The following is a 15,205-nucleotide window of genomic DNA, read 5'->3' on the forward strand; positions in this document are numbered from 1 at the left end:
CCGGTACGGACAGGGACTTTTCTATGAGCACTCAGCACACGGCAGCACTGGTGGCCGCGGCCCGCGCAGGCGATCCCCGCGCACAGGACGACCTGGTCAGCGCCTATCTGCCGCTGGTCTACAACATCGTCGGACGGGCCCTGAACGGGTCCGTCGACGTGGACGACGTGGTCCAGGACACGATGCTGCGGGCCCTGGACGGACTGGGCGGCCTGCGCGACGACCACAGCTTCCGGTCCTGGCTGGTCGCGATCGCCATGAACCGGGTGCGCGCCCACTGGCAGGCCCGCCGGAGCGCCCCCGGCGAGAGCGGCCTGGAAGCCGCCTGGGAGCTCGCCGACCCGGGCGCCGACTTCGTGGACCTGACCGTCCTACGGCTCCAGCTGGACGGCCAGCGGCGGGAGACGGCCCGTGCCACGCGCTGGCTGGAGCCCGACGACCGGGCCCTGCTGTCCCTGTGGTGGCTCGAGTGCGCCGGGGAGCTGACGCGCGCGGAGATGGCGCAGGCACTGGAGCTGTCCCCGCAGCACACGGCCGTACGGGTGCAGCGGATGAAGGCACAGCTGGAGGCGGCCCGGGTGGTGGAGCGGGCGCTCGCCGCCCAGCCGCCCTGCGAGGACCTGCGGGCCGTGGCGGCGAGCTGGGACGGCCTGCCCTCGGCGCTGTGGCGCAAGCGAATAGCCCGGCACGCCCGTGAGTGCATGCGGTGCGGCGGGCTGTGGAACGGCCTGGTCCCGGCCGAAGGGCTGCTGGCCGGGCTGGCGCTGCTGCCGGTCTCGGCGGCGCTGCTCGCGGGCGTACGGGCGGCCCTGGACTCCGGCTTCGCCCCCGCGGGCCTCGCCGCCACGACCGCCGCGGCGTACGGCCCGGCCGGCCACGGTGCCGGCGCCAGTGCCGATGCCGGCGCCGGCGAGGCGCAGTTCGCCGCGGCGGGTCTCCCCGGGGACGGGCGCGCCTCGCTGCGCAAGCAGCGGCGCACCCGCGACCGGCGCCGGGTGATCGGTGGCGCGGTGCTCGCCGCCTGTGTCGTGGGCGGCGGGCTGACCTACCTCGCCACCCGCCCCGGCACCGGCGCCCCCGAGGCGCCCCCGGCCGCCCTCGTGGCGCCGCAATCGGGGACCGCGGTGCCCCCCGAGGCGGCCTCCCCCGCTCCGAGCCCCTCGGAATCCGCCTCCCCGAGCGCCTCGCCGAGCCCCAGCCCGACCCCGACTCCGACCCCGAGCCCGACCCCCACGCCCACCCCGAAGCCGAGCCCCAAGACCACCCCGCCGAAGAGCCCGGCCCCCGCCCCGGCCCCGCCGGGCGGCAGCACCGCCGCACAGGTGATATCCCTGGTCAACTCCGAGCGTGCGAAGGCCGGTTGCGGCCCGCTCAAGGAGGACGCGCAGCTGCGTACGGCCGCCCAGGGCCACTCCGACGACATGGCGCGGCGGAACTTCTTCTCGCACACCAACCCGGACGACGCGGACCCGGGCAAGCGGACCACCGCCGCCGGGTACCGCTGGTCCACGTACGGGGAGAACATCGCGCGGGGGCAGCGGACCGCGGCCTCGGTCATGGATTCCTGGATGAAGAGCCAGGGGCACCGCGACAACATCCTCAACTGCTCCTTCAAGGACATCGGCGTGGGCATCCACCAGGGCCCCGGCGGCCCGTGGTGGACGCAGAACTTCGGTGCCCGGATGTAGGGCCTCCCGCCACTCCCTCCGCTCGATCTCCCCCTCAATGATTCAAAATGGGGGCAAGATAGGAGCTGGAAGCAAACCGGCAGATCACGGCGGAGGTGGGGCGCATCAGCAGGCAGAGGCTCCGTCCGCACCAGCGCGAGGCCGTGGACGCCGCGGTGCGGGCGCTGGAACTGCCCGCCGGGCGCAGGGTCCCACGAACCGGGCTCCGTACGCAGGTGATCATGGCAACGGGCTCCGGCAAGTCGCTGGTCGCCGTCCACACGGCCGAGGAACTGCGGGCCGGCCGGGTCCTGGTGCTCGTGCCCTCCCTGGACCTCCTGGTGCAGACCGCGGCGGCCTGGCGCGCGGGCGGCCGGTCCGGCCGCGCCTTCGCCGTCTGCTCGTTGCGCGGCGAGGACGCGGGGATGCCCACCACCACCGACCCGGCCGAGCTGGCCGGCTGGGCGGGCCCGTCCGTCGACCGGGTGACGGTGTACGCCACGTACGCCTCACTGGGCCTCGGCACCATCGAGCGCGCGCACCGCGAGGGGCTGCCCGGCTGGGACCTGATCGTGGTCGACGAGGCGCACCGGACCTCGGGGCGGATCGGCAAGCCCTGGGCGGTGGTGCACGACAACGTCCGGATCCCGTCGGTCCGCCGGCTGTACATGACAGCCACGCCCCGGGTGTGGCAGGACGGCGAGGCTTCCGAGCCCGCCGAAGGAGCCGAGCGAGCCGAGGGCCCGGAGGGGCCGCGCGGCGGGGGCGGCCTCGTGGCCTCCATGGAGGACGACCCGGACGGGCCGTTCGGCGCGCGCTGCTACACCCTCACCCTCTCGGAGGCCGTGGACCGGGGCATCTGCGCGCCCTACCGGGTGGTCTGCGTGGACGTCAGCGATCCGGAGTTCCAGGCGGCCGTGCTGCTCGGACCGGACGGGCGCTCCGACTCCGTGCGCGGGGTGCGGCTGGCGGCGCTCCAGACGGCGCTGGTGACGGCGGCCGTGCGGCAGGGGTTCCGGCGCACCCTCGTCTTCCACCACCTGACCAAGGAGGCCGAGGCCTTCGCGGCCGGTCTGCCGGCGGTCGCCGCCCGGCTGCGCGCCACGAGCTGGGCCCCCCGGCCGGTCTACCCCCGTACCGTCTGGGCGGACTGGCTGTGCGGGCAGCACACGGTGGCGCACCGGCGCCGGGTGCTGGGCGCCTTCGCGGACGACCGGGTCGCCGACAAGGCCTTCCTGGGCAGTGTCCGGGTGCTGGGCGAGGGCGTGGACACCAAGGAGTGCGACTCGGTCTTCTGGGCCGACGTACGGGGTTCCATGCCCGACCTGGTGCAGGCCGTCGGCCGGGCGCTGCGCATCCGGCCCGGGGAGGGCAAGGTCGCCTCCCTCGTGGTGCCGGTGCTGCTGGGACCCGGGGAGTCCCCCGAGACGATGCTGACCTCACGGGCGTACGGGGACCTCGCGCGGCTCCTGGAGGCGCTGCGGGCCCACGACACCCGGCTCGTGGAGTCCCTGGCCCAGCCCCAGGCCCCGAGCCGGCGCGCGGCACCGGGCGCGGGCGGCGCGGAGTCCGTGGGCGGCTCCGGGCTGCGCGGCGGCGCGCAGTCCCTGCTGAGCTTCTCCACCCCCCGCGACCCTGCGCTGCTCGCGGCCTTCGTCCGGCTGCGCGTCCTGCACCCGGAGCACGAGCACTGGCGGCGCGGGGTGGAGGCCGCCCGGATCTACGCCGGGCTCACCGGGGACCTCAAGGTGCCGTTCGCCTTCAAGGTGCCCGGACCGGCCGGCTCCGGCCCGGAAGCCCGCCCGGGTTCGGGCGCGGCCGCCGTGGAGGGCGGGGGGTCCGAGAACCGGTGGCCGCCCGGCCTGGCCCGGTTCCCGCTCGGCCAGTGGATCGCCGATGCCCGTCGCACGCACCGCCGCGGGGCGCTCGGCCACCGTCGGGTGGAGCAGCTCGACGAACTGGGCATGGTGTGGAACCACTTCGACGTGGCGTTCGCGGAGGGGCTCGCGGCGGCGAGCGGCTGGGCGGCCGAGCACGGTCACCTGCTGCCTCCGGTGGACGCCACCTGGCGCGGGGCCCCGGTCGGGGTCTGGGTGAAGAACCAGCGGGCGGCGGCCCGCCGCGAGGGCCCCGGGGCGCTGTCCGAGGAGCGCCGGGAGGCCCTGGAGGCCATCGACGCCTCCTGGTGTCCTTCCTGGGACATCTCCTGGCAGCGGGCCTTCCACCTGACCCGGGTCCACCTGGACGCGGGCGGCCGGCTCCCGGTGCGCGCCGGGGAGGCCGTGGTCCAGGGCGAGGACCTCGGGGTGTGGCTGCGCGGCCAGCGCGCGGGCTGGGAGCGGCTCGCGTGGGCCCAGCGCTGGCTGCTGGAGCACACCCTCGGGGTGACCCCGGCCGAGGGCGCGGACCGGCCGAAGCCCCGGGTCAAGCACGCCGACGCCTGGGCGGCGCACTTGGAGGCGGCCCGCCGGTTCCACGAGCGCGAGCGGCACCTGCGGGTGCCGCGCACGCACGTGGAGCGGGTCGGTGACCGGGAGCTGCGCCTCGGTTCCTGGATCGCCAACCAGCGCTCCCGCGCCGCGTCCCTCACCCCGGAGCGGACGGCCGCGCTGACGGAGCTGGGAATGCGCTGGCCGGCGCCCTGAGCGCCGGGCCCTTCCCGGCGGACCGGGACGGGCCCGCCCGGGCCGGGCCCTGACGCCCGGTCAGTGGTGGAAGCCGGACCGGGGCGGGGCCGCGGGGACGGGCTGCGGGTGCGCGATCAGGTGTTCCACGGCGCTGCGCAGGTCGGAGACGAGCAGCGCGATCTGGTCCCGGGTCACCCCGTGCCGGATCAGGACCCGCTGGATGACGGTGTCGTCCCGCTCGGCCGGCAGCGGGTACGAGGGCACCTGCCAGCCGCGCATCCGCAGCCGGTCGGAGAGGTCGTAGAGGGTGAAGCCCGCGCCCTCCGGGTCGGTGAGCCGGTAGGAGACGGCGGGCAGCGCTCCCTGGCCGTCGTAGAGGAGGGTGAAGGGGCCGATGGTCTCGATCTCCCGGGCCAGGTACTGGGCGGTGTCGGCGCAGGCCTGCTGGACCCGGCGGTAGCCTCCCCGGCCCAGGCGCAGGAACAGGTAGTACTGGGCGATGATCTCGCCGCCCGGCCGGGAGAAGTTGAGGGCGAAGGTGGGCATGTCCCCGCCGAGGTAGTCCACGGAGAAGACGAGGTCGGCCGGGAGCAGGTCGGCGGTGCGCCAGACGATCCAGCCGACGCCCAGCGGGGCGAGGCCGTACTTGTGCCCGGAGGTGTTGACGGAGGCGACGCGCGGCAGCCGGAAGTCCCAGACCACGTCGGGGTGGAGGAAGGGGGCCACGAAGCCGCCGCTGGCGGCGTCGACGTGGATCGGGATGTCCCAGCCGTGCTCGGCCTGGATCCGGTCGAGTTCGGCGGCGATCGCGGCAACGGGCTCGTAGACGCAGGTGTAGGTGACCCCGAGGATGGCGACGACGCCGATGGTGTTCTCGTCGACGTTCGCGGCGAGCTGTTCGGGGCTCAGGCCGGTGGCCCCGGGCAGCAGGGGGAGCTGGCGGAGCTCGACGTCGAAGTACCGGGCGAACTTCTCCCAGCAGACCTGGACGGGCCCGCACACCAGGTTCGGCCGGTCGGTGGGCAGTCCGGCGGCGCGGCGGCGTTCGCGCCAGCGCCACTTGAGGGCGAGCCCGCCGAGCATGGCGGCCTCGCTGGAGCCGGTCGTGGAGCAGCCGGTGCCGGTGGTGCCGGCGGGGGCGTTCCACAGGTCGGCCAGGATGTTGACGCAGCGGGCCTCGATCTCGGCCGTCTGCGGGTACTCGTCCTTGTCGATCATGTTCTTGTCGAGGCACTCGTTCATCAGCCGGTGGACCCCGTCGTCCGACCAGGTGGTGCAGAAGGTGGCCAGGTTCTGGGCGGCGTTGCCGTCGAGGAGCAGCTCGTTGTGGAGGAGCTGGTAGACCACCTCGGACGGCGAGTGGTCTTCGGGCATCCGGTACTTGGGGAGGATCTCGCCGCTGAGGGCGGACGCGAACACGTCCGTCTCGGCGTCGCGGGCACGCAGGTCCTTCGTCTCATGGAGAGCCATATCGGGACTATAACGGGACGGAAACGGATAGAACCTTCCAGATCGCCTCGAACTCCACTCCGGAACACCCCCGGACCGGCTCGCGGAGGCGGTTCCGGCCGCAGCTTCCGGCCGACTCCGCGATGTGATCCCTTCCATAGCCACCCCGCGCGACCGCAGGATTTCCTGTCGCTTAAGCTGTTTCACACAGGTCTTCCCGTCCGGGTGGTTGGAGCCAGTCCGGACGGGAAGATCATCCAATTAGTTCGACCGGCAACTTATCCGCGGATGTCCGGATAACAGCCCTCCGTTCTCCGCGCCCTGATACCTCTTCGGGCCATGAACAAGATCACCCGCCGACAGGCCTTAAGCGCCACTGCCGGCGCACTCACCGCCCTCGGCCTCGCAGGCGCCACCGCGCACGCGGCCGTCACCGGATCCCGTTCCGCCGCACCCGCCACACCTGCGGGCACCGTCGACGAGGTCTACCAGGGCCGCCGCATACGGATAGTCCCCGCCTCGGACAGCGGCGGCGGGCACGGCGGCCACCACGGGGGCCACCAGGCCCCCGGCCAGCCGACCGTCTTCATCGACGGCCGCGAACTGCACGTGATGCGGAACGCCGACGGCAGCTGGATCAGCGTGGTCAACCACTACGAGACCTTCTCCGGCCCGCTCCCGCTGGCCCGCGCCGCCGTGCGCGAACTCCAGGGCGCCGCCCTCGTCCCGATGGGCGGCATGTGATGACCATCCGCAAGAACCAGGCCGCGCTGACCTCCGAGGAGAAGCGGGCGTTCGTCGCGGCGCTCCTCGAACTGAAGCGCACCGGCCGCTACGACCGCTTCGTCACCACGCACAACGGCTTCATCATGAGCGACACCGACTCGGGCGACCGGGTCGGCCACCGCTCCCCCTCCTTCCTGCCCTGGCACCGGCGGTTTCTGCTGGAGTTCGAGGCGGCGCTGCAGGAGGTGGATCCGGCGGTGGCCCTGCCGTACTGGGACTGGACGGCCGACCGGACCGCCCGCTCCTCCCTCTGGGCCGCCGACTTCCTCGGCGGCACCGGACGGGCCCGGGACGGGCAGGTGCTCGACGGACCGTTCGCGTACGCGGCGGGCAAGTGGGAGATAGCCGTACGAGTGGACGGGCGCTCCTATCTGCGGCGCGCGCTCGGCACCGGCGTGGCCCAGCTGCCGACCAGGGCCGAGGTGGACGCCGTCCTCGCGATGCCGGTCTACGACGCGGCGCCCTGGAACAGCTCCTCGGCCGGCTTCCGCAACAACCTGGAGGGCTGGCGCGGGGCCAACCTGCACAACCGGGTGCACGTGTGGGTGGGCGGCCAGATGGCCACCGGGGTCTCCCCCAACGACCCGGTGTTCTGGATGCACCACGCCTTCATCGACAAGCTGTGGGCCGACTGGCAGGCGCTGCACCCGCAGTCGCCGTACCTGCCGGCCGCCGGCACCGCGAACGTGGTGGACCTGAACGACACGATGCGGCCGTGGAACGACGTGACCCCGGCCGACATGCTGGACCACCGGAAGTTCTACACCTTCGACACCGAGCCGGCCCCGGTGCCGGCCGGGGCCGCCGCCAGCCAGCGGTAGTGCAGTTCGGGGCGGCCGACCTGGCCGTACCGGGGGGTCCGGTCCGCGCGGCCGGTGTCCACCAGGTGCTCCAGGTACCGGCGGGCGGTGATCCGGGAGATCCCGGCCGCCTCGGCCGCCCCGCCCGCGGTCAGCCCCTCCGGGGCCGCCCGCAGCAGCGCGGCGACCCGGTCCAGGGTCGGACCGCCGATGCCCTTGGGGAGTTCGGCCGGCCGGGGTGAGCGTAGGGCCGCCATCGCGCGGTCCACATCGTCCTGGCCGGCCGCCTCGCCCGCCGCCGTCGCGCGGAACTCGGCGTAGCGCAGCAGCCGTTCGCGCAGGGTGGGGAAGGCGAAGGGCTTCAGTACGTACTGCACCACCCCGAGCGAGACGCTCTCGCGGACGACCCCCAGGTCCCGCGCCGAGGTCACCACGATCACGTCGGCGGGGTGGCCCGCCGCCCGCAGGCCGCGGGCGAAGCGCAGCCCGTGGCCGTCGGGCAGGGTCAGGTCGAGCAGCAGCAGGTCGATCCGGGTCCGCTCCAGGACCCGGGTGGCCTCGGCGAGGGAGTGGACGGCCGCGACGGCGGTGAAGCCGGGCACCCGCCCCACGTAGAGCGCGTGCGCGTCGGCGGCCACCGGATCGTCCTCGACGACGAGGACCCGCACCTCGGGCGTGCTCATGCCTCCACCTCCCCGCGCGCCGGCAGCCGTACGGTGAACCGCGCTCCTCCGTCCGGCAGTTGGTCGGCGTCCGCGCTCCCGCCGTGCCGGTGGGCCACCTGCCGCACCAGCGCGAGGCCTAGGCCCCGCCCCTCCCCCTTGCCCGACCAGCCGCGCCGGAACACGTCGGCGCCCTCGGGAAGTCCGGGGCCGTTGTCGGCCACGCCGATCAGCACCCCCTGCCCGTGGGGTCCGGCCGGGCCGTCGGGGCGGATGGTGACGGAGATCCGGCCGCCGGGCACGCCGGTGAGGGCGTCGACGGCGTTGTCGACGAGGTTCCCGAGGACGGTGACGAGGTCCCGGGCGGGCGGACCGCCGGGCCCGGCGCCGATGGCCCCGCTGTCCGGGGTGACCACCAGCTCGACCCCCCGTTCGTGGGCCTGCGCGGCCTTGCCGAGCAGCAGGGCGACGAGCACGGGTTCGCCGACGGCGGCGATCACCTCGTCGGTCAGGGCCTGGGCGAGGGAGAGTTCGGCGGTGGCGAAGTCCACCGCCTCCCGGCTGCGGCCCAGTTCGATGAGGGAGACCACGGTGTGCAGCCGGTTGGCCGCCTCGTGGGCCTGCGCGCGCAGCGCCCGGGTGAACCCGCGCTCCTGGTCCAGTTCGCCGGTCAGCGACAGCAGTTCGGTGTGGTCGCGCAGGGTGACCACGGTGCCCTGGCGGCCGCCGCCCGCGACGGGGGCGCTGTTGAGCACGAGCACGCGGTCCGCGGTCAGGTGGACCTCGTCCACCCGCGGCCGGTCGGCGAGCAGGGCCCCGGTGAGCGGGGCGGGCAGTCCGAGGTCGGCGACGGCGGTCCCCTTGATCTCCCCGCGCAGGCCGAGGAGTTCGCGGCCCGCGTCGTTGACGAGGGTGATCCGGCGCCGGCCGTCGAGCATCAGCAGTCCTTCGCGGACCCCGTGCAGGGCGGCCTGGTGGTAGTCGTACATCCGGCTCAGCTCGGCCGCGTTCATCCCGTGGGTGTGGCGGCGCAGCCGGGCGTTGATGACGTAGGTGCCCGCCCCGCCGAGGGCGAGGGCCCCGCCGGCCACCCAGGCGAGGTCGGAGAGCCGCGCGGCGAGGCGGGCGCTGACCGCGCGGACGGTGATCCCGGCGGCGACCATGCCGATGACCCGGCCTTCGTCGGTGATCGGGGTGACCACGCGGAGGGAGGGGCCGAGGGTGCCGGTGTAGGTCTCGCTGAAGGTCTCGCCGCGCAGGGCGGGGGCGGTGTTGCCGAGGAAGGGTTCGCCGATGCGCAGCGGGTCGGGGTGGGTCCAGCGCCGTCCGTCCGGAGCCATGATCGTCACGAAGTCCACGCCCGAGTCGACGCGGACCCGCTCCGCGTAGGGCTGCAGGGCCGCGGTGGGCCCGCCGGGGGCGCGGGCGCCCTCCTGCTGCTCCTGGCGCGCCGCGTCCCGTACCGACGGGGAGTCGGCGACCGCGCGGGCCACCGCTCCGGCCTGGCGCCGGGCGGCCTCCTCGGCCTGGCCGCGGGCGGTCGCGTACGCGAAGACGGCGCAACCGGCGACGACCGCGGCGACCAGCACCACCTGCATGGCGAAGAGCTGGCCGGCGAGGCTGCGCGGCGGCCGGGGGAAGCGGAACATGGCGCTCAGTGTGCACCGGGGCGTGAACTCAATGAACGCAAGGGTGACCGGGGTCACAGCTGCGGGCGATGGTCCTCCCGGGACGCCTTCGCCATCAGGGAGGCGAAGGGCACTACCGGGAGGCATCGTGGCCGCCAGGCGCGACAAGACGCATTATCTGTACATCGCGGTGATCGGGGCGGTGCTGCTCGGCATCGCCGTCGGGTTCGCCGCACCCGGCACGGCCGTGGAGCTCAAGCCGCTGGGCACCGGGTTCGTCAACCTCATCAAGATGATGATCTCTCCGGTCATCTTCTGCACGATCGTGCTGGGCATCGGCTCGGTCCGCAAGGCCGCCAAGGTCGGCGCGGTGGGCGGGCTGGCGCTCGGCTACTTCATGGTGATGTCCACGGCGGCGCTGGCCATCGGGCTGGTGGTGGGCAACCTGCTGGAGCCGGGCAGCGGGCTGCACCTGACCGAGGCGGCCCGCAGCGCGGGCGAGGCGCAGGCCAAGGCGGGCGGGGCCGAGAGCACGCCCGAGTTCCTGCTGGGGATCATCCCGACCACGCTGGTGTCGGCCTTCACCGGGGGCGAGGTGCTGCAGACGCTGCTGGTGGCGCTGCTGTGCGGGTTCGCGCTGCAGGCCATGGGCGCGGCGGGCGAGCCGGTGCTGCGCGGGATCGGGCACGTGCAGAAGCTGGTGTTCCGGATCCTCGCGATGATCATGTGGGTGGCGCCGGTGGGTGCCTTCGGCGCGATCGCGGCGGTGGTCGGGGCGACCGGGATGGACGCGCTGAAATCCCTCGCGGTCATCATGATCGGCTTCTACACGACCTGCCTGCTCTTCGTCTTCGTGGTCCTGGGCACGCTGCTGCGCCTGTGCACGGGGATCAGCGTCTTCGCCCTGCTGCGCTACCTGGGCCGGGAGTTCCTGCTGATCCTTTCCACCTCCTCCTCGGAGTCGGCACTGCCCCGGCTCATCGCGAAGATGGAGCACGTGGGCGTCTCGCGGCCGGTGGTCGGCATCACGGTCCCGACGGGCTACTCCTTCAACCTGGACGGGACCGCGATCTACCTGACGATGTCCTCGCTGTTCGTCGCGGAGGCCATGGGCAAGCCCCTGGCGCTGGGCGAGCAGATCTCCCTGCTGCTGTTCATGATCGTGGCCTCGAAGGGGGCGGCCGGGGTCACGGGCGCGGGACTCGCCACGCTCGCCGGAGGGCTCCAGTCGCACCGGCCTGAACTCGTCGACGGCGTCGGCCTGATCGTGGGCATCGACCGGTTCATGAGCGAGGCGAGGGCGCTGACCAACTTCGCGGGCAACGCGATCGCGACCGTGCTGATCGGTACCTGGACGAAGGAGTTCGACCGGGCCCGGGCCACCGAAGTCCTCGCGGGACGGTTGCCGTTCGACGAGAGCACGCTCACCGACGACGGACACGGCCAGGCCACCGAGGTACCCACCCAGCCGGACGGCTCCGCGCCGGAGCGCGCCGAGGCGGGCAGCACCAAGGACGGCGTCACCGTCTGACGGTGACGCCCCGCGGACCGGCCGGGCAGGGCTCGCCCCCACGGTGCCCAGCCCGGCCGGTCCCAACACCTCGGGCGGGAGTCATTTTTCAGCCAAGATCGTATGAACGGTCTAGCTGCAAAAGGTACTTCCATATCGGGGCACGCTTCTGACATCTTGCGTCCACCACTCGTTTCGTACGGACCGGTAGGTGCCACCCGCACCGCAGGACCGTCTTCGGAGGACGCATTGATACCCCACATATCCAGCCGACCTCGACGCACCCTCGTACTGGCGGCCGCCCTGGGCGCCCTGGCCTTCGGGGCCCCGGCCGCGCTCGCGGGCACGGCGCCCGTCTCCCCGGCCGGAGTCCCCGGAACCTCCGCCCCTTCCGCCGCCAAGGCCCAGGCCCCGGCGCCGACTTCCCAGAGTGCGACCTGGGCTGCCGGCACCCGCGCCTACGTGGTGATCACCGCGGCCGGTGACAGCTCCGCGGTCCGTTCCGCCGTCACGGCGAACGGCGGCACGGTCTTCTCGTACTTCGACCAGATCGGCGTGATCGTCGCCCACTCGACCTCCACGACCTTCGCCGCCACCATGCGCGGGGTCAGCGGGGTCCAGAAGGTCGGCGCGACGCGCACCTCGGACGTACCGGCCGACGCCTACAACCCGGCGCTGCCCGCCAACCCGTCCCAGTCGACGACCCCCGCGGGCGAGCCCGCACGCGTCGACATGACCCAGATCAAGGCCGACCAGGCCTGGGCCGTGAACCCCGGCTCGGCCTCCGTCAAGGTCGGCATCCTGGACACCGGCGTCGACGACCAGCACCAGGACCTGGCGCCGAACTTCAATGCCGCGGACTCCGCCTCCTGCGCCTACGGCAAGCCGGACACCCGCGCCGGCGCCTGGCGCGACGTGGGCACCCACGGCACGCACGTCGCGGGCAGCGTCGCCGCCGCCAAGAACGGCAAGGGCGTCGTCGGCGTGGCCCCGGGCGTGAAGATCTCCTCGGTCCGCGTGGCCGAGCCGGGCACCTCGCTGTTCTTCGCCGAGAACACCATCTGTGCCTTCGTCTGGTCCGGTGACCACGGGTTCAAGGTCACCAACAACAGCTATTACACGGACCCGTGGCAGTTCAACTGCCCGGACAACATCGACCAGGCCGCGATCATCGAGGGCGTCAAGCGCGCCCAGGAGTACGCGGAGAGCAAGGGCTCGCTCCAGGTCGCCGCGGCGGGCAACGAGAACTACGACCTCGCCAACAAGACCACCGACTCGGCGAGCCCGAACGACTCGACGCCGGTCACCCGCACCATCACCAACGCCTGCCTCGACATCCCGACCGAGCTCCCGGGCGTGGTCACGGTCGCCGCCAACGGCACCGGTGTCACCAAGGCCTCGTTCTCCAACTTCGGCCAGGGCGTCATCGACGTCGCGGCGCCGGGCAGCAACGTCTACTCCACCGTGCCGGGCGGCGGCTACAGCACGATGAGCGGTACGTCGATGGCCTCCCCGCACGTCGCGGGCGTCGCGGCGCTCATCGCCAGTGCCAACCCGACCTTCACGCCGGCGCAGATCCGCACCGCGCTGGCCACCCAGGCCAACGACACCGCCTGCCCGTCGGACAGCCGCTGCAAGGGGACCACCGCCAACAACGGGTTCTTCGGCGAGGGCCAGGTCGACGCGCTGAAGGCGGTCGGGGGCTCGACCCCGCCCCCCGGCAAGTACTTCGAGAACCTGACCGACGTCGCGATCGCCGACAACGCGACCGTGAACAGCGCCATCACCGTCAGCGGGGTGACCGGCAACGCCCCGGCGACCCTCAAGGTGGGCGTGGACATCAAGCACACCTACATCGGTGACCTCAAGGTCGACCTCGTGGCTCCGGACGGCTCCGTCTACGTCCTGAGCAACCGTGCCGGCGGCAGCACGGACAACATCGTCCAGACCTTCACGGTCAACGCCTCCACCGAGGTCGCGGGCGGTGTCTGGACGCTGCGCGTGAACGACAACGCCAACCAGGACACCGGCAAGATCGACGCCTGGAACCTGACCTTCTGACCCGCGGGCCCTCGGGCCTTCTGATCAGTGGCGCCATGGGCCACCGGGGAGCGGTACGACCGCACCCCGGTGGCCCTTCCCGTTCGTTCTGCCGCTTCGCTACCGGGTGCGCAGCACGCAGTCCCCGCAGAGCCCGCCGCCCGGCACCTTGTAGTAGAGACAGCAGCTCCGGCGGACGAAGGCCACCCCGAGACCCGGCTCGTGGACGAAGGTGCCGGTCCCGCCGAGCGGGCCGCCGTCGGCGAGCAGTCCGGCGGCGAGCTCCGCCGCCGCTTCCCCCGGCACCCGGTCCGTGAGCACCCGGACGGCGCCGACCAGCCCGGAGGCGGCATTTCCGCGCAGCACCCGGGGCGAGACTCCGAACCGCTCGCGCAGGGCCGTGTCGAGCACCGCGAGGTGGCCGAGCACCGTGTCAGCGAGGGCCTCCGCCGGGGTTTCCCCGGGGTGCTCGGCGGGCTCGGGCAGCCACAGCTCCAGCGAGCCCGCGCCGGGCAGCCGCCACCACAGGCGGCCGGGACCGAGGTCCGGCACCCGCCCGGAGAGCACGGCGCAGCCGAGCCCGAGCGACCAGAGCCGCGAGACGATCCCGAACTGCGCGGTCGAAGCCGCCACCCGGCCGGGTCCGCTCCCGATGCGCCGGCCGACCTCTCCCACGTAGCCCGCGAGCTGCTCCCCGTACAGCTCCTCCAGCGGCCGGAAGCCGGGCCCGGGCGGCTCCTTCCCGTACGCCACCGTGAAGAAGGGGCCGACGGAGCCCAACTGCCGCAGTACGCCGTCCACCCCTGGCTCCGTTCCCCGTGAAGGGCCCCTCGTGCGAGGGGCCCTTCCGGTGATGATCTCAGGGTGGCCGGGGTGCCGGTGGCCGGGGTGCCGGCGCCCGGGGTGCGGTGGCCCGGCTACCCGGGCTCAGCCCTGGGTGAAGGCCGCGACCTCGAAGTCGGACATGTCGAGGCCGCCCTGCTTGGTGTCGTCGTTGGCGAAGACGAAGGACTCGATCGGGACGTCCCGCTCGGCGCTCAGCTGGGCGACCAGTTCCTGCAGGACCACCGTCTCCAGGACCACCCGGACCGCGTCCGGGACCTCGGGCAGGCGGACGACGGACAGGCTGTCCGCCGGCTCCACCTCGGCGGTGGTCATCAGCAGCGTGAGGTGGCCGGCGCCCGCCAGCGAACGGGCCAGCTCGATCTCGCGGCCGTCGCCGTAGACGAGGTGGAGGGTGTTGCCCGCCGACTCCATCTCGCCGTGCAGGTAATTGCGGGTCGCCGAGTGGGCCGCGGTCATCCGCACCACCTCGCGCAGCAGCAGCGAGCCCTCCTCGGCGGAGGCCCGGGAGGCCCCTGCCGCCACGCCGTCGGAGGCGATGCAGCGGGCACCTCGCTCCCGCAGGCCGGCCACGACCTCGGTGGCCTGCTGGTGGACCGCAGTGGTCTGCTCGGCGATGTCGCCCCACGGATCGCCGTCCCGGCCCGCGACGGCCCCGGCGATCAGGTCGAGGGCCACGACGGTGCCGGTGTAGCCGATGGTCGAGGCGTACGAGTCGGGCTCGTTGCCGAGGTCCACCGTGAGGTCGGCAAGGTCGCCGAGCGGCGAGGGGACCACGTTGAGCAGCGCGGTCTTCGTGATGCCGGGGGCGGCGCACTCGAAGGCGGCGATGGTCTCGGAGCTGCGGCCGCCCTGGGAGACGGCGATCAGGCAGTCGGTGTCGAAGCCGGCGGTGCCGGTCTCGATCTCGCTGGACAGCACGCGCTGGGTGACGATCCCGGCCTCGCGGAGCTGCTGCACGGGGACGGCGAGGGCGGCGTACGAGGCTCCGATGCCGGTGAACAGGGGGCGCTCGGCGGCGCACAGCCCGGCGAGCTCCGGGGAGGCGAGCTGGGTGCGGACGCGCTCGGCGATCCGGGCGAGGGCCGCGCCCTGGCCGGCCTGGCCTTCGAGGAAGGTGATGCGGGATCCGGACATGGTGGGAGGTCCTTTGCGAAGTCTGGGGGCCCGCCCCCGCCAGTGCGGACGGGGGC

General features: G+C 73.5%; 11 protein-coding genes. 6 read left to right on the forward strand and 5 right to left on the reverse strand.

Annotated elements, in window-relative coordinates; all coding sequences use genetic code 11:
• Nucleotides 1-23: 23 nt before the first annotated feature.
• Nucleotides 24-1,688, forward strand: a complete 1,665-nt coding sequence (locus tag NLX94_RS00595; RefSeq protein WP_254380518.1) for a sigma-70 family RNA polymerase sigma factor — start codon at nucleotides 24-26, stop codon at nucleotides 1,686-1,688.
• A gap of 104 nt (nucleotides 1,689-1,792) precedes the next feature.
• Nucleotides 1,793-4,312: a Helicase associated domain protein gene (locus NLX94_RS00600; protein WP_308402366.1), complete on the forward strand. Its 2,520-nt coding sequence runs from the start codon at nucleotides 1,793-1,795 to the stop codon at nucleotides 4,310-4,312.
• 60 nt (nucleotides 4,313-4,372) lie between these two features.
• On the opposite strand, the gene NLX94_RS00605 is transcribed toward NLX94_RS00600, so the two are convergent.
• Nucleotides 4,373-5,764: a glutamate decarboxylase gene (locus NLX94_RS00605; RefSeq protein ID WP_254380520.1), complete on the reverse strand. Its 1,392-nt coding sequence runs from the start codon at nucleotides 5,762-5,764 to the stop codon at nucleotides 4,373-4,375.
• 318 nt (nucleotides 5,765-6,082) lie between these two features.
• Here NLX94_RS00605 and NLX94_RS00610 point away from each other — a divergent pair, with 318 nt between their 5' ends.
• Both NLX94_RS00610 and NLX94_RS00615 read left to right on the forward strand, forming a co-directional pair.
• Nucleotides 6,083-6,487, forward strand: a complete 405-nt coding sequence (locus NLX94_RS00610) for a tyrosinase cofactor (protein ID WP_254380521.1) — start codon at nucleotides 6,083-6,085, stop codon at nucleotides 6,485-6,487.
• The gene (locus NLX94_RS00615) at nucleotides 6,487-7,350 is read left to right on the forward strand and encodes a tyrosinase family protein (RefSeq protein WP_254380523.1); all 864 of its coding nucleotides are present in this window, start codon (nucleotides 6,487-6,489) and stop codon (nucleotides 7,348-7,350) included. The genes NLX94_RS00610 and NLX94_RS00615 overlap by 1 nt, the downstream gene beginning before the upstream one ends.
• Here the strand turns inward: NLX94_RS00615 and NLX94_RS00620 are convergent.
• Nucleotides 7,290-8,012 (reverse strand): response regulator, encoded by a 723-nt coding sequence (locus NLX94_RS00620; protein ID WP_254380524.1) that lies wholly within the window; start codon nucleotides 8,010-8,012, stop codon nucleotides 7,290-7,292. The genes NLX94_RS00615 and NLX94_RS00620 overlap by 61 nt on opposite strands.
• Entirely contained in the window at nucleotides 8,009-9,640 is a 1,632-nt protein-coding gene (locus NLX94_RS00625) for a sensor histidine kinase (protein ID WP_254380526.1), read from the reverse strand. Before NLX94_RS00625 ends, NLX94_RS00620 begins: the two co-directional genes overlap by 4 nt.
• Nucleotides 9,641-9,767: 127 nt before the next feature.
• On the opposite strand from NLX94_RS00625, the gene NLX94_RS00630 reads away from it, so the two are divergent.
• Both NLX94_RS00630 and NLX94_RS00635 read left to right on the forward strand, forming a co-directional pair.
• The gene (locus tag NLX94_RS00630; protein WP_254380528.1) at nucleotides 9,768-11,150 is read left to right on the forward strand and encodes a cation:dicarboxylate symporter family transporter; all 1,383 of its coding nucleotides are present in this window, start codon (nucleotides 9,768-9,770) and stop codon (nucleotides 11,148-11,150) included.
• 228 nt (nucleotides 11,151-11,378) lie between these two features.
• Entirely contained in the window at nucleotides 11,379-13,190 is a 1,812-nt protein-coding gene (locus tag NLX94_RS00635) for a S8 family serine peptidase (protein ID WP_254380529.1), read from the forward strand.
• 99 nt (nucleotides 13,191-13,289) lie between these two features.
• On the opposite strand, the gene NLX94_RS00640 is transcribed toward NLX94_RS00635, so the two are convergent.
• Nucleotides 13,290-13,970, reverse strand: a complete 681-nt coding sequence (locus tag NLX94_RS00640) for a (2Fe-2S)-binding protein (RefSeq protein ID WP_374683879.1) — start codon at nucleotides 13,968-13,970, stop codon at nucleotides 13,290-13,292.
• A gap of 126 nt (nucleotides 13,971-14,096) precedes the next feature.
• Complete coding sequence (locus NLX94_RS00645) at nucleotides 14,097-15,149, reverse strand: SIS domain-containing protein (RefSeq protein WP_254380530.1); 1,053 nt, start codon at nucleotides 15,147-15,149, stop codon at nucleotides 14,097-14,099.
• Nucleotides 15,150-15,205: the final 56 nt, after the last annotated feature.

This window comes from Streptomyces sp. TBY4, from assembly GCF_024213195.1.
Taxonomy (GTDB): Bacteria; Actinomycetota; Actinomycetes; order Streptomycetales; family Streptomycetaceae; genus Streptomyces.